The sequence below is a fragment of the Sphingopyxis sp. Geo25 genome, assembly GCF_949769135.1.
GTDB lineage: Bacteria > Pseudomonadota > Alphaproteobacteria > Sphingomonadales > Sphingomonadaceae > Sphingopyxis.
In genome coordinates this window covers 279,623-302,500 of the sequence record NZ_CATKOZ010000002.1, presented here as the reverse complement: position 1 = coordinate 302,500, position 22,878 = coordinate 279,623, and the positions used below count along the sequence as shown (strand labels likewise).

Below are 22,878 nucleotides of genomic sequence, written 5' to 3'. Positions count from 1 at the left end.
TCCTCAAGACCGTCCGCCTGCTGATGCTGGTGTCGGCACCCTTCTATTGCGGGCTCACCGTGGTGGCGGCGCCGCTCGTCGAAACGCTGTTCGGGCCGAAGTGGCTCGGCATGGCGCCCTATGTGCAGCATATCTCGCTCGCGCTGATGCTGATGACGGTGCAGATTCTCTTCGCGCCGGTAAACAACGCGCTCGGCAAGCCCTCGGTCACGATGTTCGTGTCGCTCGGCGGCGCGATCATCTTTCCGACGGCCTTCCTGATCGGGTCGCAATGGGGGCTGATCGGCATGGCATGGGCGTGGCTCGTCGCGGCGCCGCTATTGCTGCTCTATACCGTCCGGCTGTCGGCGCGGCTGATCGGGCTATCGCTCTGGGATATCGTGCGCGCGATGCTGCCGGGCCTCGCCCCCGCGCTGATGATGGCGATCGGTGTCGAGCTCGCGGCGGAGCTGATCGTACCGTTTCACTGGGCCGCGCCGATTCGCCTCGGCCTGCTCGTCGGCCTCGGCGTCGCGCTCTATGGCGCGCTGCTCTGGACCTTCGAGCGCGACGTGATCGCCGAGGGGATCCAGATCGTGCGGCGCCGCGAGCCCGCCGCCGATCCGGCCTGAGGTCGGCGCCCGATCAGGACGCGATATAGTCGCGCATCGCCGCGGCCTCGGCCTCGATATGGTCGATCCGATACTTGACCAGATCGCCGATCGACACGAAACCGACCAATGCGCCGTCGTCGACGACGGGCAGGTGGCGGATACGCTTTTGCGTCATCTGCGAGAGCGCGGCGATCACCGCCATGCGCGAATCGCAGGTCACCGGCGACTTGGTCATCACCTCGTCGAGCCGGCGGTCGAGCGCCTCGGGACCATAGGAAGACATCAGCCGGACGAGGTCGCGTTCCGAAAAGATGCCGACGATCGCATTGCCGTCAACCACCGGCACCGCGCCGATGCGGTGCTGGGCGAGCAGATCGATCACAGCGCGCACCGTATCGTCGGGCCGCGCCGAAACCACAGCACTCGTACGTCCGTGAAGAATCGCTCCGATCGTCATAGATGCCGCTCCCTATCCTGCTTGTCCGTTGCGCGGCCGAACCTAACATGATTCGCGGCAAAGCCGAAACCCGCGCCCGTTACCGCTTGGCGTCGCCCGCCGCTTGGTTCATGGAGGCGCGCATGGTCAAACCCTCCCCGCTCGACGATCGCGACACGTCGGATATCGCCTGGGCACGCTATCGCCGGCTGATGAAGGGCATGGCGATCGTGTCCTTCGGCGCGGTCGTCCTCGCGCTCGGCTGGCTGCGCTTCTCGATGGGCGACCAGCTCACCATCCATATGATCATCGCCACCGCGGCGGGGGTCGGCCTGTCGGTCATGCTCGGCGCCGCGCTGATGGGGCTCGTCTTCCTGTCGAGCGGCAGCGGGCATGACGAGGCGATCGAGGATCCTTTCGAAGACGACCCGGATATGAATCATGACCGATAAGAGCGAAGCCGACTGTCCGCGCGACCCGATCCTGCGCGTCGTCCCGCGCCCCGCCGACATCAATGCCAACGGGCATATCTTCGGCGGCTGGGTGCTCAGCCAGATGGATATCGCGGGCGGCATCGTCGCCGGCCGGATCGCCTGCGGCCCCGTCGCGACGGTCGCGATCGAGACGATGGAATTCATCGCCCCGATCCTGCTGCGCGACATCATCTCGGTCTATGCGCATCTCGAACGGCGCGGCCGCACCTCGCTGGCGATCCGGCTCGAGGTCATCGCGACGCGCGACGGCGGCCGGACCGAGGAGCGCGTGACCGAGGGCGTGTTCACCTTCGTCGCACTCGACGAGAATCACCGCCCGCGGGCGCTGCCGCCGATCTAGGGCAGCTCCCTAGTCGGGTTCGATAAACCGATAGTCAAAACTGCGGCTGTCGTTGGCGGGAACCCGAATCGCCCAGGTCAGCAATCCGTCGCGGCGCGGCAGCTTGCGTAGCCGTTTGTCGAGCTTCGGGTCGGGATCGACGTAAAAGCCAAATTCGAAATCCACCGCGAACGGGTTGGCGTTGGTCACGGTGACCCGGTAATCGTCATCGGCCATCTTTGGGGCGACCCCCCGAACCATATCGACGCGCACCTGGCTGCTTTCGCCGATAACCAGATCGACCTTTTCGCCAACGGCATGATCGCGAACCCGCCCTTCGCCGACGAGCAGCGATTCCTCGCCGCGCGGCGCGAACACCGCGACCTGGCCGCTGGGCAGCGGCACACCCAATCGCGTCGCTTCCTTATTCTCCATCCGCAAAACCCGCTCGACCTCCATCGACTCGAAACTGTCTTCCGGCGAACTGCGCAGGCGATAGACGGTCTTGAACGGCACACGATCCTTGACCAGCAGCGCCACCTGCTTCTGCCCGTTCGCCGCGACCGTCACCGGGATCGGTACGCGATAGAGCTTGAGGTCGCCCAGATCTTCCTGGCTGGCCACCACCGTGACCGGCGACATCATCTCGTAACGGGCGATGCGCGACCCGGTCACCACAATGTCCTGCCCCGCTTCGGCGGACATCATCGCAGGCGGCGGGGGCGGCGGGGGAGGGGGCGGCGTGCCATAGCGGCCCGTCCCGAGCGCAAAGCAACGCAGCCGCAACGGCGGCGCCTGCGGCACATCGGCCAGCGCCTTGAAGTTGGAAACCTTGTTCAGCGTCCCGGCGATCGCCGCCAGCCGGGCGTCGGCGAAGCTTTCGCCATTGCTGTTCGCCACCGTCAGCCACGCAAACAAATCGAGCGTCCGGCCGTCGGCGGCAACGCGCGCGACATAATTGCTCGCCCAGTCGAACCCCGTCGCCAGATAGGTCAGCGTCACCGACACCCGCTGCGCTGCCGGGCTGCGCGTCGTCACCGACAGCGTCGGCTTGGCGGTAAGCCCGGCCGGCACCCCGTCATAGACGATCGATTCGGGTAGCCCGGTACAACGCAGCGATTCGAACCCCGCCGCGGTTTGCAGCACCACCGCGCCCTGCGGTCCCGACCGGATGATCGCCTCCTGCTCGGTCACCTTACCGGTGGCGCGGTCGGTGCGGCGCAGATGGACGCGGTTGCCGAGCGACCCGTCGAGCAGGCTGGCGGGCGAGAGCAGCGCGGCATCGCGGTTCTTTTGCACGACGCCGCCGGGCAGGCCGGTGACGATCGCCGATACCGCGATCATGCCTTCGGCGACCCCCTCGAACCGGATCACCGATTCGCCCGCGGGCAGATCGATCGTGCGCGTTTCCGAAATCAGCGCAAAGCCGTTCAGCCAGCCCGGCTCGATTTCACCGCCCTCGCTGCGACCGGGATCGCGAAAGACGCTGACCGCCACCGCGTCGGGCGCGGTCGAGGTCACCACCGACTGCGCCGCGGCAGGCGATGCGGCGAGCGTCAACAGCAAGAACAACCAGCGGCGCATTGTTCCGCCGTCAGTAACGCGTTTCGAACGTCGCGGTCACGGTCACCTCGCCATTCGCGGGCATCGCGACGCGCCATTTCGTCCCGTCGCTGTCGAGCCGCTCGCTCTTCTGGCTTTCGGTGACGATGCGCGTGTCGTCCCAATACCAGTAGAGCCCGCGCTGGACGAGGTCGATCGTCACCGGCTGCGCGCGCGCGTTGGTGAGCAGGTACGACATCGACGTGCGCCAGATGCGCGGCGACATGCGTTCGCGCTTCACCACCGTCGACTGCACCTTCACATCGAACGCCTCGCCGGTCGCCAGCCCCAGCTCGCTGCCCATCGGGGTATGGCCGATGCTGTTTTCGCCGATGAATTGCGGATCGCCGCGCAGGTCGCGCTGATAGAAACGCACCGTTCCGGCGGGAAGTGCGTCGCCCAGCCCGCCGCCCTTGGCGCTGGTATTGAACTTGATGACGCTCGCGGCGCTGCGCGGCTCGGTCATCGTGTCAAAGCCGGAGACGGTATATTCATAGATCTTCTGCGCCGGAACCCCGCTGACGTCGAGGAAGCTGACCTGCTTCGTCTGTGCATTGGCGATCGTCGTGCGTTCGGCGAGCGGATAGAGATAATAGTCACCCAGCTGTTCGCGCGGCGCCGTCTCGGTCCCGGCGCGGCGGAGATTGCCTGGCGGTTGCGGACGATACCGGCCGGTCGCCGCTTGCGCCGACGGCGTTCCCGCCACCAGCAGCGTGCGCGCCTGGTCAAAGGTGGTGCCGGTGCTGTTGGTCAGCGTCACCCACCCCTGCACATCGACCGTGCCTGCCTTTTCATCGTAGAGCGAGACATAGTCGGCCGCCCAGCCAAGTCCGCCGGTCAGGTAGGACAATGTCGCGGCGCGCGTGCCGGCGCGCTGGCTATCGACGGTGATCGAGAGGGTCGGTTTGGCGCGCAAGTTCGTCGGAATCTTGTCGAAGATAACCCGCACCGGCATGCCGTCGTCGCGCAGCACCTCGATCCGCGGTCCGATCTGCAGCACCACCCCGCCATTGACCGCGAGCACCTTGGCGCGCTCGCGCGTTTCGGCACCCGTCCCGACGTTGGTGCGCAGCAACGTTACCGTCTCTCCCACCGCCTTTTGCATCAGGGCATTGGGCGATAGCAGATCATAGTCGAAATTCTGTTCGACGATCGCGGTGCCGTCAGCGGCGAAGGACACCGTCTGCGGCCGGATCTGCGCCGACACGTCGGGGAATTCCTGGCGCGAGCGCCCCGCCGGAAAGGCGATCTGGCGGATATCCTGCACCAGCGCCTGCCCGCCATTATAGATGGTGACCGAAAGCTGGCCCTGCGCATTCGCCGCAGCAGGATCCTGTGCGGCCGCCGGGACCGCGCCGGCGATCAGAGCCAGACCGATCGCAGTCAAAGCACGCATGAAAACCTCCCCCGAACCGCTGTCCGGGGGAGGCTATGTCAGTCCAACCGTAAAAACCAGTGCGAAATCGCGGGCTTATTCGGCCGCTTCGACACCCGTATCGCGCGCCGCCAGCGTGCGGCGGGTGCGGCGCGGCTTGGGCGCGGGCGCCTCGGCGGCGTCTTCGCCGGCGTCGCGCTCGGGCCGGCCGATCGCGGGCGGCAGCACCGCCGAATCGATACCGGCGCCGGCGGCGCCGGCATCGTCGCCTTCGGCCGCGCGATTGCGGCGCGGGCCACGGCGATTGCCGCGCGGCGCGGGCGCCGCGTCCTCGGCGGTCTCGACGGCTGCGGGCTCGTCGCCGCCTTCGGCTTCGGGATCGGCACGGTTGCCGCGATCGTCGCCGCGGTCGCGGCGGTTGCCGCGGCCCTGCTGGCGATTGCCGCGGCCGTCCTCGTCGCGGCGATCGCTGCCCCCGCGCTCGCGTCCGCCCTCACGGGCGCCGCTGTCACGACCCTCATTGTCGCGGCCGGCGCCTTCACGGCCGCCAGTGTCGTCGCCTTCCGATTCGGGCTCGAAACTCGCGTCGTCATGGCCGTCGAAATCCTCGACCCCGCGAATGTCGCGGTGGCGGTCATAGCTGCGCTCCTGACCGCTTGCCGCCGCCTTTTCTTCCTGGCGGGCGCGGAAATCGCTCAGCACGCGGAAATAATGGTCGGCGAACTGGAGATAATATTCGGTCTGGACCCGGTCGCCCGAAAGCTGCGCATCGCGCGCGAGGTTGCGGTATTTCTCGATCATCTGGGCGGCGTTGCCGCGCGCCCGGCTGTCGATGCGGTTGGCCTGATCGACACCGCCGCGTCCGCCACCGGACTGCGAGCGATTGTTATTGTTGCCGTTATTGTTGCGGCCGCGACGGCGACCGCTCTGCCGGTTGTTCATGTTCAACTGAGACATCCTGATAAGCTAATAAGCTACGCCAACCCCTTATGGCCGAACGCGCTATTTGCGCGTCGTGCCCGCGCCCTCTGCGCGGTTCCCTCTACCGCTTGCGCCGGGCCCCGCGGCCCGCACCAGCATCGTAAATGGGAAGCAGACCGATCGGACCAGTCAAGGCCCCGTACCGGGTCTGTAAGCCGCCCCTACCGTGCTTTGCGGCGGAAACCAAGAAAATTCTTGTTCTGGCGTCAGGGGCGGGTCAGCAAAAGCGCCCTGTCGCGGCCGCCCAGATCCTGCTTGCAGGCGACGGCGAATCCCGCTGCTTCGGCGAGCTCGGATACCGATATGCGTTGCCGGTGCCCGATTTCAAGGATCGCGGCCCCGCCGGGGGCCAGAAGCCGCGGCAAATCGGGGATGATCCGGCGATAATCATCGAGCCCGTCGGCGCCCGCGAACAGCGCGCTCGCCGGCTCGAAACCGGCGACATCGGGCATCAATTCCTCGCTGTCGGCAATATAGGGCGGGTTGCACAGGATGAGGTCGAACGGGCCTTCGACGCCATCGGCCCAGTCGCCCGTTCGGAACGCGGCGCGATCGGCCAGATTGAGCGCATCGGCATTCGCGCGCGCAAAGGACAGCGCCGCCTCGCCCGCATCGACGCCGAGCCCCGTCGCCGCAGGCCATTCGGCGAGCGCGGCGAGCAATAATGTCCCCGGCCCCGTCCCGAGATCGAGGATCCGCTTCGGACCCGCGGCGCCGAAATATTGCACGGCTGCCTCGATCAGCGTCTCGCTGTCGGGACGCGGGATGAGGACACCGGGACCGACCGCCAGCCGGATCGTCCAGAAATCGCGATAGCCGACGATATAGGCGATGGGTTCGTGCGCGCATCGCCGATCGACCAGCGCGTCAAAGCTCGCTGGAACGGCAAAGCGCACCCGATCGAGCAACAGCGCCTGCCGATCGACCCCCAGCGCGTGCGCCATCAGCAGTTCGGCATCGAGCCGGGGCGTGTCGGACACGCCCTCCAGCCGCGCCGCTGCCTCGCGCAGCGCAGCGCTTATATCACTCACCCAGCCCCGCCAGTCGCTGCGCCTGATCCTCGGCGATCAGCGCGTCGATCAGCTCGTCCATCTGCCCTTCCAAGATTTCGGGCAGGCGGTGGAGCGTCAGGTTGATGCGGTGGTCGGTCACGCGCCCCTGCGGGAAATTATAGGTGCGGATGCGTTCGGAGCGGTCGCCCGATCCGACCATCGACTTGCGCGCCGAGGCTTCGGCGCTGTGGATCTTCTCGCGCTCGAGGTCATAGAGCCGCGCGCGCAGCACCTGCATCGCCTTGGCGCGGTTCTTGTGCTGGCTGCGCTGGTCCTGCTGGATCACGACGAGCCCCGAGGGGATATGCGTGATGCGGATCGCCGAATCGGTCGTGTTGACGTGCTGGCCGCCGGCGCCCGACGCGCGGTAGATGTCGATCTTCAGGTCGTTGTCGTTGATCGCGACGTCGACTTCCTCGGCCTCGGGCAGCACCGCGACGGTCGCGGCGCTGGTGTGGATGCGGCCGCCGCTTTCGGTGACGGGGACGCGCTGGACGCGGTGAACGCCGCTTTCGAACTTGAGCTTCGCGAACACGCCCTGCCCGGCGACCGACGCAACGACTTCCTTGTAGCCGCCGACTTCCGCCTCGTTCGCCGAGATGATTTCGACCTTCCACCCCTGCGTATCGGCATAGCGGCTGTACATGCGGAGCAGATCGCCCGCGAACAGCGCCGCCTCGTCGCCGCCGGTGCCGGCGCGGATTTCGAGCATCGCGGCGCGCGCGTCGGCGACGTCCTTGGGCAGCAGCCTGATCGCCAGATCATGCTCGGCGGCGGGCAACGCCGCCTCGACCGCCGCCATTTCCTCGGCGGCCATCGCCTTCATCTCGGGATCGGCGAGCATTTCCCCGAGCGCGACGAGCTCGCCGCGCAGCCTCACCACCTCGCGCGCGGCTTCGGCGACGGGTTCGAGTTCGGCAAACTCCTTCGACGCCGCGACGAAGTCGGCGGGCGCCATATCCCCCGTCGCCATCCGCGCCTGCAGCGCGGCATGACGTTCGATGATGGCGTCGATCTGCTTTTCGGAAACGGAGGTCATCTGGTCCAAAATGATAAAACTGCGTCATGCTGAACTTGTTTCAGCATCCATGGCGCCGCATAGAGGCCAACATGCCGTCGCGGCAACCCTGCACCTATATTCTCGCCAGCCAAAAGCAGGGTACGCTCTATATTGGCGTAACGTCCGACCTGGCGGCGCGGATGTGGCAGCACCGTTCGGGTACAGTGCCGGGCTTCACGACGCGATATCGAGTGTATCGGCTTGTCCACGCCGAGTTCTTCGACGACATGGCGACCGCAATTGCGCGCGAAAAGCAACTGAAACGCTGGCACCGGTCATGGAAGATCAACCTGATCGAGTCGGACAATCCCGACTGGAAGGATTTGGCGGTTGAGTGGGGAATTTCCGAACCTGTTCGGAAACCGTCATGCTGAACTTGTTTCAGCATCCACAGCGCTACGCCGAAAGGTCACCCCATGGACCCTGAAACAAGTTCAGGGTGACGATGGCTAAATTAGGAAGGAACGCTGCCGCTCACTCCGCCAATTCCTGGCCCGACAGCCTCAAGGACACCGGCCAAGAATTTACGGTCGGGATCAGCCTTTAGTTGAGTTAAGTGGTATCGCGATGAACCATCCTCGGGCGTCGGCCTCACATACAGCGCGGCGTCCGCTCCCAGCTTTCGAGCGATTTCGGCATGGCGTTTGGCATTGCCTCGAAAAGCAATTGTAGTTCGGAAACCTTGCTGCCGAAGCCTATAGGCGATGTTGATCGCCTCGCCTTCAAGCGATGGGTTGTCGGGTATCACTGCGATCATAGGCTCAGGAGGCAATTCCGCCAGCAACATCGCCAGCCGCTCGATCCCCGCCGCCCAGCCGACCGCCGCGGTCGGCGGGCCGCCGAGCGCTTCGATCAGTCCGTCGTAGCGGCCGCCGCCGAGCACCGTGCCCTGCGCGCCCAGCCGGTCGGTGACGAATTCGAACGCGGTGTGGCGATAATAGTCGAGCCCGCGCACCAGCCGCGCGTTGCGCTCCCACGCGACCCCCGCCGCGTCGAGCCCGGCCGTCACCGCGCCGAAGAAATCCTGCGCCTCGCCCGTCAGAAACGCGTCGATGTCGGGCGCGCTGTCGGCGATCGGGCGGTCCTTCGGATCCTTGCTGTCGAGGATGCGCAGCGGATTCTTGTCGAGCCGCGCCAGGCTGTCCTCCGACAGATCGCCGCGATGGCCCATGAAATGCTCGACCAGCGCCGCGCGCCATGCGTCGCGGCTTTCCGCGTCGCCCAGCGTGTTGAGCGTCAAGGTCACGCCCTCGGCGATCCCCAGCTCCTTCAGAAGCTGGTCGGCAAAGACCAGAAGTTCGGCGTCGGCGAGCGGGCTGTCGCTGCCGATCACCTCGGCGTCGAGCTGGTGGAACTGGCGATAGCGGCCCTTCTGCGGGCGCTCGTAGCGGAACAGCGGGCCGTGCGTCGCGACCTTCAGCGGCGCAAACTGCTGCCAACCGCCCGTGATATACGCCCGCGCGATCCCCGCGGTGAACTCGGGCCGCAAGGTGATCGATTCGCCGCCGCGATCCTCGAACGAATACATTTCCTTCGACACGACGTCGGTCGTCTCGCCCAATGACCGCGCGAACACCGCGGTCGGCTCGATCACCGGCACCTCGACGCGCTTGAAGCCATAGAGCCGCCGCACGCGGTCGAAGGTATCGACGACATGCTGGAAGCGGTCGGCGAAATCGCCGAGCATGTCCTGGGTGCCGCGCACCGGCTGCGGCGTCGCGATCTTTGCGGGCTTGTCCTTGCTCATGCGCCGCGCGTCTAATGCTTTTTCGTCGAAAGGCAAAGCGCGCTTGCAGAGCCGATGCTGGACGCGGCGCCGGTTTGGCGGCAGAGATTGGCCCATGAAAAAGACCCTGTTCGTCGCGTCCGCCCTGATCGCCTTCACCCCCGCCGCCCTTGCCTCTTCAGCGCTTGCGCAGGAGGGCAACAGCCGTCCGCAACCCGTCGTCCAGCCGCACAGCATCCCGCTGCCCGCCGACCGGCCCTATCCGGGGACGATGCTGCTCAAGGTCGACGCGAGCGATTTGATGCGCGGCATCTTCCGCGTCCGCCAGACGATCCCGGTCGCAAAGAGCGGCAAATTCACCCTGCTCTATCCGCAATGGCTTCCCGGCAAGCACGCGCCGCGCGGTGCGATTGCCGAGATCGCGGGCTTCAAGGCGACCGCCGCCGGCAAGCCGCTCGCCTGGACGCGCCAGCCGACCGACGTCTATGCCTTCGACATCGACGTGCCCGCGGGCGCGAAGAGCATCGACGTCGCCTTCGATTTCCTCTCGCCGACGCGCACCAGCGAAGGCCGCGTCGTCGTCACCCCGGCGATGATGAACCTGCAATGGGAACAGGTCAGCCTGTACCCCGCGGGCTATTTCACGCGCGGCATTCCGGTGCAGCTCGACGTCACGCTACCCGACGGCTGGACCGGCGCGGCGGCGCTCGACGGGCTGAAGGTCGCGGGCAATCGCTACAGCTATGCCCCGACCAGCTACGAGACGCTGGTCGACAGCCCGATGTTCGCCGGACGCTATTTCCGCAAATGGGATCTCGGCCAGAATGTCACGCTGAACGTCGTCGCCGACGAGCCGCAGTTCCTCGACGCGAAGCCCGACCATATCGCGCGCCACGCGGCGATGGTCGCCGAGGCGATTGCGCTGTTCGGGACGAAGCATTTCGACCGCTACGAATTCCTGCTCGCGCTCACCGACGAGCTCGGCGGCATCGGGCTCGAACATCACCGGTCGAGCGAGAACAGCCGCAACCCCGACTATTTCACCAACTGGGACAGCAATGATTCGGAGCGCGGGCTGCTGCCGCACGAATTCACCCACAGCTGGAACGGCAAATACCGCCGCCCCGACAAGCTCTGGACCCCCGACTATCGCACCCCGATGCAGGGCAATCTCCTCTGGGTCTATGAAGGGCAGACGAGCTTCTGGGATCTCGTGATCGCGGGCCGGTCGGGAATGCAGTCGAAGGAGATGATCCTCGCCGAATGGGCGACCAATGCTGCGAACTACAGTGTGCAGGCGGGGCGCGACTGGCGCTCGGTCGAGGATACGACGCTCGACCCCGTGATCGCGGCGCGCAAGGCGCGCGCCTTCCCCAGCGCGACGCGGACCGAGGATTATTACAACGAGGGCGCGCTGATGTGGCTCGAGGCGGACATGATCATCCGCCAGGGCACCAACGACGCGAAAAGCCTCGACGATTTCGCCAAGGCCTTTTTCGGCGGCAAAAGCGGCGACTGGGGCGAGGTCACCTATGATTTCGACGATGTCGCGCAAACGCTGAACGCCGTCTATCCCTATGACTGGCCGAAATTCCTGCGCGACCGGATGCAGCTTCCCGGCCAGCCCGCGCCGGTCGCGGGGATCGAGCGCGCCGGATACCGCCTCGTCTGGCGCGACGTCCCCAACGCCTTCGACCGCGACAAGATGAAGAACGCGAAGAATTTCGAGCTCACCCACTCGCTGGGTCTGACGATCGACAAGGACGGCATCGCGGGCAGCATATTGTGGAACGGCCCGGCGTTCCGCGCCGACATCGTCAACGGTACCAAGATCCTCGCCGTCGACGGCATGAGCTACAGCAGGGAGCGGCTGGAGGCCGCGATTCGCGCCGCGACCGACGGCAAGACCCCCGTCCGCCTGCTCGTCGAACGCGGCGGCCGCTACCGCAGCGTCGACATCGACTATCATGGCGGGCTGCGCTGGCCGCACCTTGAAAAGACCGGCGCCGGGCCCGACTGGTTCGACCGCCTGCTCGCCCCCAAACGCGCGCTTTGACGCCCCCTCCCGTAAACGGGAGGGGCAGTGAGACTTGCGAGCTTGCTCGCTAGTCGCAGCGGGGTGGGCATTCGCACCGCTGCTGGCCCACCCCTAGCCCCTCCCGCCTGCGGGAGGGGAACATAACGGCCTCGACTTTGCGCCGCGTCCGGCGCTAAAGGCGCGCCCGACTGCAAAACGACAAAAAAGGACTTCTCCCATGCGTATCGACCTCGTCCCGGCGGGTGACAGCCCGCCCGACAGCCTGAACGTGCTGATCGAAGTGCCGATCGGCGGCGAACCCGTGAAATATGAGTTCGACAAGGCATCGGGGGCGCTGTTCGTCGACCGCTTCCTCCACACCCCGATGCGCTATCCCGCCAATTACGGCTTCGTCCCGCACACGCTGGGCGAAGATGGCGACCCGCTCGACGCGCTCGTCGTCGCGCGCTCGCCGATCGTCGCGGGCGCGGTAGTCAAGTGCCGCCCGATCGGCGTGCTCAAGATGGAAGATGACGCCGGCGGCGACGAGAAATTGCTCTGCGTGCCGGTCAACAAGACCTTCCCCTATTATGCGGACGTCGCGACCTACACCGACATGCCGCCGATCGTGCTCCAGCAGATCGAGCATTTCTTCACCCACTACAAGGATCTCGAACCCGGCAAATGGGCGAAGCTCAACGGCTGGGGCGACGTCGACGAGGCCAAGCGGATCATCGTCGAGTGCATCGAGCGCGCGAAGAAGGTGGGGTTTTAAGGCTTCGTGCCCCTGCGAAGGCAGGGGCCCATCTCCGGTCGGCGCGGCTTTGAACCGGCAGGAGATGGGTCCCCGCCTTCGCGGGGACACATGGCCTTTCAAGCGTCTGCGTCCCTTTCGACCAACCGCACCTCGCTCCGCGGATAGGGAATCCGGATTCCCGCTTCCTTGAAGCGGTCCCAGATGCCGAGGAACACCTCGCCCTGGATATTGCCGAGCCCCGATTCGGGGTCCGAAATCCAGAAGCGCAATTCATGTTCGACCGCGCGTTCGCCGAAGGCGGTGATCCACACCGCGGGTTCGGGCTCGTTCAGGATGCGCGGGTTGGACCGCGCGACATCGATGATGATCGCCTGCGCCGCGCGCGGATCGCATTCATAGGCGACCGGAATGTGCAGCCGCACGCGCACGTCGCGGCTCGAATAGCTCCAGTTCTCGACCGGCTGCGTCATCAGCAGCTCGTTCGGGATCAGATGCTTCTTGCCGTCGCGCGTCACGACATTGACCGCGCGCACCCCGATCTTCGCGACGCGCCCGACATTGGGGATGGTCCCCGGCCCGGTCGTCCCGCCCATGCTGCTGCCGTCGCCGACGACGATCACGTCGCCGGGCTTGATCGAGCGGTCCATGAGCAGGATGATCCCCGCGATCAGGTTGCCGACGGTCTTTTGCAGCCCGAAACCGATCGCGAGCCCCGCCGCCCCCGAAAAGACCGCGAGCGCGGTGAGGTCGATGCCGAGCAGGTCGATGCCGAACAGCAGGGCAAGCGTGAACAGCGCGATCGCGATCAGCTTTTCGGCGAGCAGCCGCTGCGCCTCGTCGATCTGGCTGTTCCGGCGCAGCAGCCACTTGAGCGCGCGCATCGTGAGCTTGACCGCGATCCACAGCAGGATCGCGACGATGATCGCCGAGAACAGGCCATAGAGCGACAGCCGGTACGATCCGACGTCGAGCCCGATATCCTTCATCAGCGTGACGGTGCGGGCAAAGCCTTCGCGAAGGCTCGTCTCGACGCTCACAGCGCGGCGAGCCCGCGCGCAAGGTCGGCGATCAGGTCGGCCGGATCCTCGAGCCCGACCGACAGGCGGACCAGCGGGTCGGGATCACTCCACACCGTCGCGGTGCGGATGTCGGCGGGGTTGCTCGGCACGACAAGGCTTTCATAGCCGCCCCAGCTGAAGCCGATGCCGAAATGGTCGAGCGCATCGATGAACCGCGTCCGCCCGGCTTCATCCGCGCCCTTCAGCGTAAAACCGAACAGCCCGCTCGTCCCCTTGAAGTCGCGTGTCCACAGCTCGTGCCCCCGGTCGCCGGGCAGCGCGGGATGCAGCACCCGCCCGACCTCGGCGCGCCCTGCGAGCCAGTTCGCGACCGCCAATCCGTTCTCGCCATGCCGCGCCATGCGGACGTCGAGCGTGCGCAGCCCGCGCAGCACCATCGCGCAATCGTCGGGCGAAACCGCCTGACCCAGCTGGTACGCGGCGCTCCGCAGCTTGGGCCAGACGGCGCGCGTCGCGGTGAGCGAGCCCATCATCACGTCGCTGTGTCCGCCGGCATATTTGGTGAGGCTCATCATCGCGACATCGACCCCATGCGCCAGCGCGGGGAAGAGCAGGGGCGTCGCCCAGGTGTTGTCGAGCATCGTCAGCACGCCGCGCGCCCGCGCGACCGCGGTGATCGCGGGAATATCCTGCACCTCGAAGGTCAGGCTGCCCGGCGATTCGAGGAAGATCAGCCTCGTCTCGGGCTCGATCAATTCCGCGATGCCGGCCCCGACGAGCGGATCGTAGAAGCTCGTCCGCACCCCCATCCGCGCGAGCATCCCGTTGCAGAACGCCCGCGTCGGCTCATAGGCGCTGTCGACCATCAGCAGATGATCGCCCGGCGACAGCAGCGCCAGCAGCCCCGCCGAATTGGCCGCGACCCCCGACGGATAGAGCAAGGTGCCTTCCGCCCCCGGCTCCAGCGCGGTCAGCGCGTCGGCGAGCGCCCACACCGTCGGCGTCCCGCGCCGGCCGTAATAGAGCTTGTCGTGCGTCGCATGGCCGCGCGCCTTCAGGTCGGCGATGCTGTCGTAGAGAATCGTCGAGGCGCGCCACACCGGCGGGTTGACGATGCTGCCGCCAAGGCGCGGATCGCCGGTCCATTCGGGCCGCCGCCCGCCCTGCACCAATTTCGTCGCCGGGCGGAGGCTGTCGTCGTCGCGCTTGCTCATGCCATCCCTGTTAGCGGCGCGCCGGGCAAAATCCAGTGGCGGGCGCCCGACTGCCCGCGCGGCGGGCCATCCAATATCGCACACAAAGACACGAAGAGGGCCGTTCACTCGCGAATCGTGCGCGCGAAAACGGCCCTCTTCGTGTCTTTGTGTGAGTCAAAATAGCGCTACGCGCGGGGCTCCTAGACAAACGCCGGCAGCGGCCCGCCCGGCCCGATCAACAGCCCCACGACCGAACAGATCGCCAGCGTCGATATGATCCCGAGCCGGAAGCGGAACAGCAGCAGCGCCGCGAGCAGCGCCAGCAGCACCGCGGCCCGATCGACCGACGCCCACACCGGCAGGTCGAGCCCCCACGCCGTCGGCTCCAGTCGGCGGAACAGCACATGCAGCGCGAACCACAGCGACAGGTTGGCGATCACGCCGACCACCGCCGCGGTCACCGCCGCGAGCGCACCCTTCAGCCCCGCGGCGCGTTCGAGCCGGTCGATCCACGGCGCGAAGGCGAAGATCCAGAGGAAACAGGGCGCGAAGGTCACCCACAGGGTCAGCAGCGAGCCGAGCAGCGCGGCGACGAAGGGCGTGAAGGGCGCCGCGTCGCGCCACGCCGCGAGGAAACCGACGAACTGCGTCACCAGGATCAGCGGCCCCGGCGTCGTCTCGGCGAGCCCCAGCCCGTCGGCCATTTCGCCGGGGCGCAGCCAGCCGAACCCCGACACCGCCTCCTGCGCCATATAGGCGAGCACCGCATAGGCGCCGCCAAAGGTCACGACCGCGAGCTGCGAGAAAAAGGCGCCGATGTCCCACAGCACATGATCGCGGCCCAATGTGACGAGGATCAGCAGCATCGGCGCCGCCCAGATCGCACCCCACAGCAGCGCCGCCGTCAGCGATTCGCGCCACGCCGATCGGCGCGGCGGCGCCGCGCCCTCCTTCGCGGGCGCCAGCTTCATCCATCCGGGCCGCCAGCGCGCCGCCGCCCAGCCGACCACCAGCGCCGACAGCACGACGATCGGGAACGGCGCGGCAAGGACCGCGAGCGCTACGAAGGAGGCGACGGCAATGCCGCGGAGCAGCGGCGTCTTGAGCGCGCGCCCCGCGATCCGCAGCAGCGCCTGCACGACGATCGCCAGCACCGCCGCCTTGATCCCGACGAACAGCGCCGCGAACCAGTCGAGCCCCGCCGCGGTCACATAGAGCAGCGACAGACCGAACATCACCAGCGCGCCGGGGATGACGAACAGCAGCCCCGCCGCCAGCCCGCCGCGAAGGCCGTGCAGCCGCCAGCCGATCCATGTCGCAAGCTGCTGCGCCTCGGGACCGGGAAGCAGATGGCAGAAGTTGAGCGCGTGGAGGAAGGTCGATTCGTCGACCCAGCGCCGCTCGTCGACGAACTCACGGTGCATCAGCGCGATCTGCCCCGCGGGGCCGCCGAAACTCAACCAGCCGATGCGCGCATAGGCGCGCACGGCGTCACCGAAAGCGGGTATCTTGAGGGATGCGTCGGGGACGTCGGTCATAGGTCGTGCTTCTCCATCCGGCGGAGCCGGGCGAAAAAGCAACGCTTGGGCGAGCGCCTGACCGGGAGGTTGCCTTGCCCCGATGCCGCAACGCTAACGCTGCGGACCGGAGCAGGACAAGCAAGAAAAAGCCGCGCGGCCGCGAAGCCGTGCTTCACCCTCAGGCGGCGCCGGTCGCCTTGGGCGTCGCGGCATCCGAGCCCCATTCGAGCCAGCTGCCGTCATAGACCGCGACATCGTCCTTGCCGAGCAGGTGCGCGCCAAAGGCGACCACGGTCGCGGTCATCCCGCTGCCGCAGGTGGTGACGAGCGGCTTGTCGAGATCGACCCCCGCCGCGTCGAACGCCGCTTTCAGCGCGTCGCCGCGCTTCCACGTCCCGTCGGCGTTGAACAGCTCGCCAAAGGGCAGGTTCTTCGAACCGGGGATATGGCCGGGCGCCAGGCCGGGGCGCGCGTCGCGCTCCTCGCCGGTGAAACGCTTGGCGTCGCGTGCGTCGAGCACCTGCTCGGCGCCGCTTTCGACATTCGCCTGCATCTGCTCCTTGGTGCGCACCGCCTTCGCGTCGCGCCACACCGTGAAGTGGCGGTGGCGCAGCGTCTGCTTGCCCATTTCGAGTGGGCGTCCCTCGGCCTTCCACTTGGCGAGGCCGCCGTCGAGGAGCGCGACGTCGTGGGCGCCGAACAATTTGAGCAGCCACCAGGCACGCGCCGCGCTCTTCAGCGGGCTGTCGTCATAGATGACGATGCGGCTGCCGTCGCCAAGGCCCAGCGACTGCATCCGGCTCGCGAACTTTTCCGCCGGGGGGGCCATGTTGTCGATCGCGGACGCGGTATCGACCAGTTCGGCCAGGTCCATGAACACCGCGCCCGGAATATGCCCGGTCTCGTAATCGGCGCGCGCGTCGCGGCCGGCGTCGGCGCTGAATTTCGTCGCATCGACGACCCGCAGGTCCGATGCCCCCAGTTCGCGTTCCAGCCAGTCGGTTGAGACCAAGGCGTCCATGTCATGCTCCTGTTGCGGCCGGGCGGAACCCTTTTTCCTGTCCCTGTCCGGCCATCCTGCTGCGGCTCTTTTCTCTCCGGGGAGACCAAGCCTATGCCCCGGCGTGCCCTTTTTCAAGCACGCTGGCGGTCTGCCTCAGCTTATGGTGCGCCGCAACAAGAAAAGCGGCGTCATGGCGCTTTATTGGTCGCGGCGGACCGCGGTCGTGCGCGCGCCCGGCCGGTTGACGATCAGGTTCGGGCGGTCGAGCGGCAGCGGCGCCAGCCGCTCGCTCCCGCTCGTCCCCTGCTCGCGGCCGAGGACGAAGCTGCCCGCGCACTGGCCAAAGGCGTCGCCCTCGCCGTCCCAATGATAGGTGACGTCGAACGCCAGGACGGGAATCAGCATCGGCTTGCCGCCGATCATCAGCGGCTCGATCATCGCGCGCGGCAGCATGACCTCGGTGCCGATCTGCTCGCCCGCGCCCGCCGCAAGATGGATGTCGTCGCGCAGCACGCTGCCGCCCGCGCCGTCATAGAAGCGCGCGAGCACGGGTTCGGGCATCGCCGACCCCTGGTTGAGCGCGACGCGGACCATCAGCCCGGTCGCCGCGACCGCGCCTTCGTTGACGAGGTTCAGCGTCAGCGCGACGATCAGCTGGTCGCTCGTCATGCGGATCCCGCGCACCTCGAGCGCCATCGACACGCGCGCGCGGCGCTCGGCGACGGGGCGCGTCACCAGCGGCGAGGCGGCGGCGGGAGGGCGGGGAGCGGCAACCGCAGGCGCCGCCGCCGGCACCGGCCGCGCGGCGGGTTCGGCGGCGCGCGCCAGCGGTTGCGGCTTCGGCTCAGGCGGCGGCGGCGCGATCGGCTCGTCGAGATCGACCGGCAGCTCGCCCGCGACCAGCGGACGGCGCCGCCAGTACCACAGACCGGCGCCTGCGGCCGCGAGCCCGGCGAGCAGCCAGGCCCAGACCGGCGGACCGTCACTGCTCCCCGCTGGCGCGCCAACGGCTGCGGTTTCGGGCGCGGGCGCGACGGGCGCGGGAAGGGTCGGGTCGGCCGAAAAGCCCGGCGCCGGGGCGGTGTCGCCGGCACCCGCCGCCGCCGCGGGCGCAGCTGCCGCAGCAGCGGGCGCCGCGCTGGCCGTGTTCGGCGATGCCGCTGCTGCGGGCGCATCGCGCCGCGTCGTCGCGGCCGGTGCCGGCGTCGTGGTCGTCGAGGCGGGCCGCGTCGTCACCACCGACGGCGGCGCGGTCGGCGCGGGCGCCGGAGTCGGTGCAGGGGTGGGCGCCGGGGTGGGCGCCGGCGTCGGCGGGCCACCGCGCTCGCCGGGCGCGAGCGGGGGCAGCGCGCCGTCGGAGGGGCCCTGCACGCCCGGCGTGCGGCCGTCGCCCGCGGGCGGCAGGCGAAAGGTCGAAGGGGGCGCGGGCGCGGGGGTCGGCGCCGGGCTTTGCGTCTCCTGCGCGGCCGCGGGCATCGCGAGCGCCATCGCCACCGCGATCAGCGGCAACCGCGCCCTGTCGTTCCTCCGCCCGATCGTCCGCACCGTCATTGAAATCGTCCGCAATCCCGAAACATGTCCTCGGGCCGGGGCGCTGAATCGGCCCTGAACCCGGCCGCGACGTCACCCCGGCGGATGACATCGGCCGCGCGCGTCCCTAGATGGTTTCCATGTCCGATTCTACCCCTGCGCCACTCGCGCCCAAACATCTCGGCCAGTCCAGCGAACTGCCTGCCTCGCCAGAGGCCGCGGTGCTCGACTATGTCCCCAATCCGCGCCGCGGCGAACTCTATCTCGTCCGCTTCGCCGCGCCCGAGTTTACCTCGCTCTGCCCGGTGACCGGCCAGCCCGATTTCGCGCACCTCGTCATCGACTATGCGCCCGGCGAGACGATCGTCGAATCGAAGAGCCTCAAGCTCTTTCTCGGCGCTTTCCGCAACCATGCCGGTTTCCACGAGGATTGCACCGTCGGCATCGGCCGCCGCCTCTTCGACGAAATGCAGCCGCAATGGCTGCGCATCGGCGGTTACTGGTATCCGCGCGGCGGCATCCCGATCGACGTCTTCTGGCAGTCGGGCCCGCCGCCTGCGGGCCTGTGGCTCCCCGACCAGGGCGTCGCGCCATATCGCGGGCGGGGTTAGCATAACGTGTGACAGTTTCCGTCGGATTTCATCTTTCCGTCACAGATTGTTGACATTAGTGTCAGCGTTATGAGCAGCACCGCACTTCCGCACGACCACGCCATCGCCGTCGGCGCCGACCAGATCGACTTCATGGGGCACGTCAACAACGCCCATTATCTGAGCTGGGTGCAGGAGGCGGTGCTGTCGCACTGGCGCAAGATCGCCCCGCCCGACGCGGTCGCCGCGCACCTCTGGGTCGCGCTGAAGCACGAGATCACCTACCGTCGCCCCGCCTTCCTCGAAGATCAGGTCATCGCGACGGTGATCCTCGAAAAGGTGCAGGGCGCGCGCGCCTTTTACGAAACGGTGATCCGGCGCGGCGAGGAAGTGTTGGCCGAGGTGAAGTCGAGCTGGTGCTGCATCGACGCCGAAACCCTGCGACCCGCCCGCCTCGCGAGCGACGTGGTCGCGCGCTTCTTCCCGGGCGAGAAGCTATAGGGTCCGCACCCGCTTACCGGCCTGTATCAAAACAGGATATTTTTACATTTCCCGGCTATGAAGCCGCGATGCAGACTCCGATCCGCCTTCCCGGCCGCGTGCGGCTCGAACAGACGCTGGCGGTCGTGATCCCCAGCTACCGCGTGAAGGCGCATATCCTCGACGTGATCGCGCGCATCGGGCCCGAAGTCGCGATGATCTTCGTCGTCGACGACGCCTGCCCCGACGGATCGGGCGCCTACGTCGGCGAGCAGTGCCGCGACCCCCGTGTCCGCGTGCTGCGGCACGAGGTCAACCGCGGCGTCGGCGGCGCGATGATGACGGGCTATCGCGCCGCGCTCGACGCCGGCGCCGACATCATCGTCAAGGTCGACGGCGACGGCCAGATGGACCCCGCGCTGATCCCGCACATCGCGCGCCCCGTCCTCGCGCGGCAGGCCGACTATGCGAAGGGCAACCGCTTCCACAGCCTCTGGAACGTCCGCCGGATGCCGCGCGTCCGCCTCTACGGCAACGCCGCGCTGTCGTTCATGACCAAGCTGTCGAGCGGTTATTGGGGCATTTTCGATCCGACCAACGGCTATACCGCGATCCACGCCGCGGCGCTCGAACGGATCGAGTTCGCGAATGTCTCCGAACGCTATTTCTTCGAGACCGACATGCTGATCAACCTCGGCAACGCGCGCGCGGTCGTCGCCGACGTGCCGATGGAGGCGGTCTATGCCGACGAGGTCAGCAACCTTCGCATCCGAAACGAACTCTGGCCCTTTCTGCGCACCCATCTGCGCGAGGTGGTGAAGCGCATCTTCTACACCTATTTTCTCCGCGACTTCTCGCCCGCCACGCTGCAGCTGCTGATCGGCGCGATCTTCCTCCTCTTCGGCACCATCTACGGCGCCGCCGAATGGTATCGCTCGGTCAGCACCGGCGAGATCGCAAGCACGGGGACGGTGATGATCGCGGTGCTGCCGATCATCCTCGGCGTCCAGCTGCTCCTGAACTTCCTCGCCTTCGACATGGCGAACGAGCCCAAGGTGCCGATCCAGCCGACGCTGACCCTCGCCGACCTGTTTGCCGATGATCGCGCAGCCGATGACCGGTAACGGGCTGATCGCACAGGGCGCGCGTTACGGCCTCGTCGGCCTCGTCGTGCTCGCCGCCGACTTCGGCGTCTATTCGCTGCTGCTCGCGCTGTTCCCCGGCCAGTTCCTCGCCGCGAACCTCTGCGGCAAGCTCACCGGCGCCGCGCTCGGCTTCGTGCTGCACCGCCATGTCACCTTCCGCTGGGCGCAGCGCGACGGCGCCGCGCGCCAGGTCGCCGCCTATCTCGCGGTGCTCGGTTTCAACCTGCTGCTCTCCTCGGCGCTGCTCTGGTTCGCGATCCTCGTGCTCGGCGCGAACGCCTATCTCGCCAAGCTCGGCGTCGACATCGTCGTCGTGGGCACCGCCTTCCTCCTCTCGCGCCTCTGGGTCTATCGTCCCTTATGACCGACCGCCTTGCCTCGCTCGTCACCCCCGGCCGCCGCGGGCTCTGGATCGGCCTTGCGCTCTTCGCGCTGCTCGTGGCGCTGTCGTGGGTCGGCTTCATCGCGTCGGACGACACCACCTATGCGCGCGGCGCCTATGGCTGGATCGAGCATTTCCCCTATGTCGGCGGGCATGGCACGATCCGCTATCCGATCACCGTGCCGATGGCCGCCTCCTTCCTGATCCTCGGCGGGAACGAGGTCGCAATGGTGCTGCCCTCGCTGCTCTACCTGATCCTCTTCCTCATCCTCGCCTGGCGCGTGACGCGCGACGTCGCGGGGCCGCTTCCCGCCTTCGCCGCGCTCGTCGCGGTCGTCACCAATCCGCTGATCGCGGTGCAGGCGTCGATCGCCAGCGTCGATATCATCGAGATGGCGCTGCTCTTCGCCGCATGGCTGCTCTGCTTCCGCTGCCTCGAGACGGGTGTGGCGGACAAGCGCAAGCTGATCGGCGCCGGCATCCTCGCGGGCCTCGCCTTCCTGACGCGCGAGACCGCGGTGTTCGTCGCTGTCTATTTCGGCCTGCTCTTCCTCGCCGGCCACCGCATCGGCCGCTGGAATTATCTCTGGATCGCCGCGGGCTTCGTCGCGGTCTGGGCGCTCGAGCTTGTCTATCTCGGTATCATGACCGGCGACCCGCTCTACCGCTTCAACATCGCGCTCCACCATGATTCGACGATCGACCGGTCGATCGACCTTGCGGGCAACGTCATCGTCCACCCGCTCGTCGATCCGCTGCTCGTCCTGCTGCTCAACCAGGAATTCATGGCGCTGATGCTGTTCGCACTGCCGCTCGGCGCGTGGCTCTGCCTGTCGCGGTCGATCCCGCAAAGGCTGCGCCACTTCGCGCGCCAGATCGCGCTCTTCGGCGGCTGCTGGTTCGTCTGCGTCGGCGCCGCGCAGCATCTGCTGCCGCTCAACCCGCGCTATTTCATGATCACCTCGACGATGGCGTGCCTGCTCGCGGGCACCGCGCTCGGCTGGCTGTGGCAGCAGGGCAGCGCGCGCACGCGCTGGGCGGCGCTCGGCGGGCTCGCGCTGCTCGCGGGGACGAACCTTGTCGGCATCGCGGTCGAGAACCGCGACCCCGCCTTCGGCGACGAAACGCTCGTCGCCGCGCTCGCCGACCATCCGGGCGAGCGCATCGGCACCGACCCCGAAACCGCCTTCCGCGCGCAGATCCCGCTCCGCTGGGCGGACGCGGCCGCCCGCGTCGACACCGCCCCCCCGGCACCGGGCAGCCTCTATTATTACAACCCCCTGCGCGCCGCAAAACCTGCCGGCCATATCGCCGCCGATGTCGCGCCGCTCTACCGCCCGCAACCCGGCTGGCACCTGGTCAGCGAATATCAGGCCGCGCCAAGCCACCTCGCGCGGCTGTTCGAGGCAACGGGCACCGACCACCTGCTCCCCGCCGCCATCTGGCAGAAACTCCGCCACCCGACCGAGCCCGCTTATCTCTACCGCATCCCGAGCGAGGATGCGGGCTCGCCGGATTAGGGCAGCCGCACGAATTCCACGCGGACCTGAAGGGCGGCTTTGGGGTGGTTAGCGGACTTCACTACTTAGGCCGTAGCGCGC

At 67.5% G+C, this 22,878-nt stretch carries 23 protein-coding genes (1 of these 23 running past the window's edge); 11 read left to right on the top strand and 12 right to left on the bottom strand.

Going from position 1 to position 22,878, the window contains the following annotated elements; all coding sequences use genetic code 11:
- A protein-coding gene (locus tag QOL68_RS08660) for a lipopolysaccharide biosynthesis protein (RefSeq protein WP_282948865.1) crosses the window boundary here: on the top strand, positions 1-611 show its final stretch. 904 nt of this gene lie to the left of the window's left edge; only the last 611 of its 1,515 coding nucleotides appear in the window; its start codon lies beyond the left edge, outside the window; its stop codon occupies positions 609-611.
- A gap of 13 nt (positions 612-624) precedes the next feature.
- Here the strand turns inward: QOL68_RS08660 and QOL68_RS08655 are convergent, their stop codons facing one another.
- Entirely contained in the window at positions 625-1,050 is a 426-nt protein-coding gene (locus QOL68_RS08655; RefSeq protein WP_058454980.1) for a CBS domain-containing protein, read from the bottom strand.
- A 122-nt stretch (positions 1,051-1,172) separates the two neighbouring features.
- Between QOL68_RS08655 and QOL68_RS08650 the strand changes: the two genes are divergently transcribed.
- Together QOL68_RS08650 and QOL68_RS08645 are read left to right on the top strand one after the other, a co-directional pair.
- Complete coding sequence (locus QOL68_RS08650) at positions 1,173-1,481, top strand: hypothetical protein (protein WP_282948868.1); 309 nt, start codon at positions 1,173-1,175, stop codon at positions 1,479-1,481.
- Complete coding sequence (locus QOL68_RS08645; RefSeq protein WP_058454979.1) at positions 1,471-1,863, top strand: acyl-CoA thioesterase; 393 nt, start codon at positions 1,471-1,473, stop codon at positions 1,861-1,863. Before QOL68_RS08650 ends, QOL68_RS08645 begins: the two co-directional genes overlap by 11 nt.
- Positions 1,864-1,872: 9 nt before the next feature.
- On the opposite strand, the gene QOL68_RS08640 is transcribed toward QOL68_RS08645, so the two are convergent.
- The 5 genes from QOL68_RS08640 to prfA all read right to left on the bottom strand — a co-directional run bounded on the left by QOL68_RS08640 (position 1,873) and on the right by prfA (position 7,891).
- Positions 1,873-3,426 carry a DUF4139 domain-containing protein gene (locus QOL68_RS08640; protein WP_282948871.1) on the bottom strand — a complete coding sequence of 518 codons (1,554 nt, stop codon included), beginning with the start codon at positions 3,424-3,426 and terminating at the stop codon, positions 1,873-1,875.
- A 10-nt stretch (positions 3,427-3,436) separates the two neighbouring features.
- Entirely contained in the window at positions 3,437-4,840 is a 1,404-nt protein-coding gene (locus QOL68_RS08635; protein ID WP_282948873.1) for a DUF4139 domain-containing protein, read from the bottom strand.
- A 75-nt stretch (positions 4,841-4,915) separates the two neighbouring features.
- Positions 4,916-5,776, bottom strand: coding sequence for a DUF4167 domain-containing protein (locus QOL68_RS08630; RefSeq protein ID WP_282948875.1), 861 nt, complete (start codon positions 5,774-5,776; stop codon positions 4,916-4,918).
- Positions 5,777-6,006: 230 nt separating this feature from the next.
- Positions 6,007-6,822: a peptide chain release factor N(5)-glutamine methyltransferase gene (prmC, locus tag QOL68_RS08625; RefSeq protein WP_282949257.1), complete on the bottom strand. Its 816-nt coding sequence runs from the start codon at positions 6,820-6,822 to the stop codon at positions 6,007-6,009.
- Position 6,823: 1 nt separating this feature from the next.
- Positions 6,824-7,891, bottom strand: coding sequence for a peptide chain release factor 1 (gene prfA / locus QOL68_RS08620; protein WP_282948877.1), 1,068 nt, complete (start codon positions 7,889-7,891; stop codon positions 6,824-6,826).
- Between the two features lie 26 nt (positions 7,892-7,917).
- Between prfA and QOL68_RS08615 the strand changes: the two genes are divergently transcribed.
- A complete protein-coding gene (locus QOL68_RS08615) occupies positions 7,918-8,286 on the top strand; it encodes a GIY-YIG nuclease family protein (protein ID WP_282948879.1) in 369 nt (122 codons plus the stop codon).
- A gap of 80 nt (positions 8,287-8,366) precedes the next feature.
- Here QOL68_RS08615 and hisS read toward each other — a convergent pair whose 3' ends face one another.
- On the bottom strand, positions 8,367-9,659 hold the full coding sequence (hisS, locus tag QOL68_RS08610; protein ID WP_282948881.1) for a histidine--tRNA ligase: 1,293 nt from the start codon (positions 9,657-9,659) through the stop codon (positions 8,367-8,369).
- Between the two features lie 94 nt (positions 9,660-9,753).
- Between hisS and QOL68_RS08605 the strand changes: the two genes are divergently transcribed.
- A complete protein-coding gene (locus QOL68_RS08605; protein WP_282948883.1) occupies positions 9,754-11,694 on the top strand; it encodes a M61 family metallopeptidase in 1,941 nt (646 codons plus the stop codon).
- A gap of 199 nt (positions 11,695-11,893) precedes the next feature.
- On the top strand, positions 11,894-12,430 hold the full coding sequence (gene ppa, locus QOL68_RS08600) for an inorganic diphosphatase (RefSeq protein WP_204991893.1): 537 nt from the start codon (positions 11,894-11,896) through the stop codon (positions 12,428-12,430).
- A gap of 98 nt (positions 12,431-12,528) precedes the next feature.
- Here ppa and QOL68_RS08595 read toward each other — a convergent pair whose 3' ends face one another.
- The 5 genes from QOL68_RS08595 to QOL68_RS08575 form a co-directional block, all read right to left on the bottom strand.
- Positions 12,529-13,449 (bottom strand): mechanosensitive ion channel family protein, encoded by a 921-nt coding sequence (locus QOL68_RS08595; protein ID WP_282948885.1) that lies wholly within the window; start codon positions 13,447-13,449, stop codon positions 12,529-12,531.
- On the bottom strand, positions 13,446-14,645 hold the full coding sequence (gene metC / locus QOL68_RS08590; RefSeq protein WP_282948887.1) for a cystathionine beta-lyase: 1,200 nt from the start codon (positions 14,643-14,645) through the stop codon (positions 13,446-13,448). The genes QOL68_RS08595 and metC overlap by 4 nt, the downstream gene beginning before the upstream one ends.
- Positions 14,646-14,827: 182 nt before the next feature.
- Complete coding sequence (gene chrA / locus QOL68_RS08585) at positions 14,828-16,165, bottom strand: chromate efflux transporter (RefSeq protein ID WP_282948889.1); 1,338 nt, start codon at positions 16,163-16,165, stop codon at positions 14,828-14,830.
- Positions 16,166-16,325: 160 nt separating this feature from the next.
- Positions 16,326-17,168, bottom strand: coding sequence for a 3-mercaptopyruvate sulfurtransferase (gene sseA / locus QOL68_RS08580; protein WP_058457653.1), 843 nt, complete (start codon positions 17,166-17,168; stop codon positions 16,326-16,328).
- Positions 17,169-17,348: 180 nt separating this feature from the next.
- A complete protein-coding gene (locus QOL68_RS08575; protein WP_282948890.1) occupies positions 17,349-18,701 on the bottom strand; it encodes a hypothetical protein in 1,353 nt (450 codons plus the stop codon).
- A 119-nt stretch (positions 18,702-18,820) separates the two neighbouring features.
- Between QOL68_RS08575 and queF the strand changes: the two genes are divergently transcribed.
- The 5 genes from queF to QOL68_RS08550 all read left to right on the top strand — a co-directional run bounded on the left by queF (position 18,821) and on the right by QOL68_RS08550 (position 22,797).
- The gene (gene queF, locus QOL68_RS08570) at positions 18,821-19,291 is read left to right on the top strand and encodes a preQ(1) synthase (RefSeq protein WP_156416524.1); all 471 of its coding nucleotides are present in this window, start codon (positions 18,821-18,823) and stop codon (positions 19,289-19,291) included.
- 69 nt (positions 19,292-19,360) lie between these two features.
- Positions 19,361-19,771, top strand: a complete 411-nt coding sequence (locus tag QOL68_RS08565; protein ID WP_282948893.1) for an acyl-CoA thioesterase — start codon at positions 19,361-19,363, stop codon at positions 19,769-19,771.
- Between the two features lie 68 nt (positions 19,772-19,839).
- Positions 19,840-20,874, top strand: coding sequence for a glycosyltransferase family 2 protein (locus QOL68_RS08560; RefSeq protein WP_282948895.1), 1,035 nt, complete (start codon positions 19,840-19,842; stop codon positions 20,872-20,874).
- Entirely contained in the window at positions 20,864-21,259 is a 396-nt protein-coding gene (locus QOL68_RS08555) for a GtrA family protein (RefSeq protein WP_283404291.1), read from the top strand. Before QOL68_RS08560 ends, QOL68_RS08555 begins: the two co-directional genes overlap by 11 nt.
- A complete protein-coding gene (locus tag QOL68_RS08550) occupies positions 21,256-22,797 on the top strand; it encodes an ArnT family glycosyltransferase (protein ID WP_282948899.1) in 1,542 nt (513 codons plus the stop codon). The genes QOL68_RS08555 and QOL68_RS08550 overlap by 4 nt, the downstream gene beginning before the upstream one ends.
- Positions 22,798-22,878 lie beyond the last annotated feature (81 nt).